General features: G+C 65.9%; 1 protein-coding gene. It reads right to left on the bottom strand.

The annotated features are described in order from the left end of the window. Positions 1–47: 47 nt before the first annotated feature. On the bottom strand, positions 48–1,179 hold a 1,132-nt coding region (locus ACYQ1K_RS27880), incomplete at its 5' end, for an FAD-dependent oxidoreductase (RefSeq protein WP_459986888.1).

Raw genomic sequence — 1,179 nt, 5'->3', positions numbered from 1 at the left:
TTCATTACCTCTTCTGGCTGGATGTTGAGATGGCCCGGCTCCGAGCGTCAGGTGAGATCGGCCCGGATCTCGGCGGCAGCCCGGATGCCTGCACGCATGACCGTGTGGAGCGCCGCGGTGACGGTGTAGCCGCCCCAGTCGCCGTCGAGGCCCAGGCCTCCCAGGTTGTTGGTGTCGACGAAGCCGCACCAATCGCCGGCGAAGTGGATGGTGCCGAGCGGCCTGACGAGATCGGCCACACGCTGCTCGTAGCCGAGCGTCGGCAGCGGAACGCCGTGAGTCCAGCGTCTGACAGAGTGATCGAGAACCCTGCCCTGAGCAGCTGGGAAGACATCCATCAGGTCATCGATGAATGTCTGGACGACGTACTCGTCGCCGAGATCAGCCAGCGGCAGCGCGGACGGACCGACTGCCAGGAGCTTGACGACCGAGTGCTTATCGGACCCGCCAGTGCCAATGCGGTTGGCCAGGTCGGTCTTGGAGTGCACGGCGATGCTGAAACTCTTGTCCATCGTCCACATGGCCGAGAGGTCATCCCACGGCGCGGGCCCGCCGTCGGCAAGCAGGACCTGAACCTCGACAACCGGCAGCACCCGGATCGCATCCATTGCCAGCAGCTGGGTGGATGGCAAACCGTGCACAAGCTGAGCTGTGACCGGATGAGGTGTCGCCATCACGACGTGTCCGGCGTCCACGATTTTGTGCTGTCCGTCATGGCGATACGCGATGCGAACTCGACCGCCGCCCGGAACGACGGAGGTCACCACCGCGCCGGTCACGGGCTTGCGGCGTAGCCGATCCGCCATGGCACGCCCGATCATCGGTGCCCCGCCCTCGGGGACAAGGAAACCGCCCCAGACCTCCGAGGCACCACCGAAGGCTGGCATGCCTGTCAGCATCGAAAACGCGGAGTCGGTGTCCAGCGAGAATCCGATCTCCGTGCTGACCAGTCGCCGGTAGTAGAGGAGAACCTCGTCGTCCACCGGGCCGAGCCATTCGACGCCACTGATGCCCAGAAGCTCGCGGACAAGCTTCTCCACCGGAGGCCGGGCCAGCGCCTCGCACACCTCGATGACGCGGGCGAAGGTGCGCAGGAAGTCGGGGCGGGCTTCGGGGGAGAAGCCGAGGTCGTCGGCGAGTTGTTCGGGGGTGGACAAGGTGATGTTGCGCCCGTCGGCG

The organism is Nocardioides sp. AN3, from assembly GCF_054653495.1.
The sequence above is the reverse complement of the archived record's forward strand: the minus strand, read 5'-3'. Positions and strand labels throughout refer to the sequence as shown.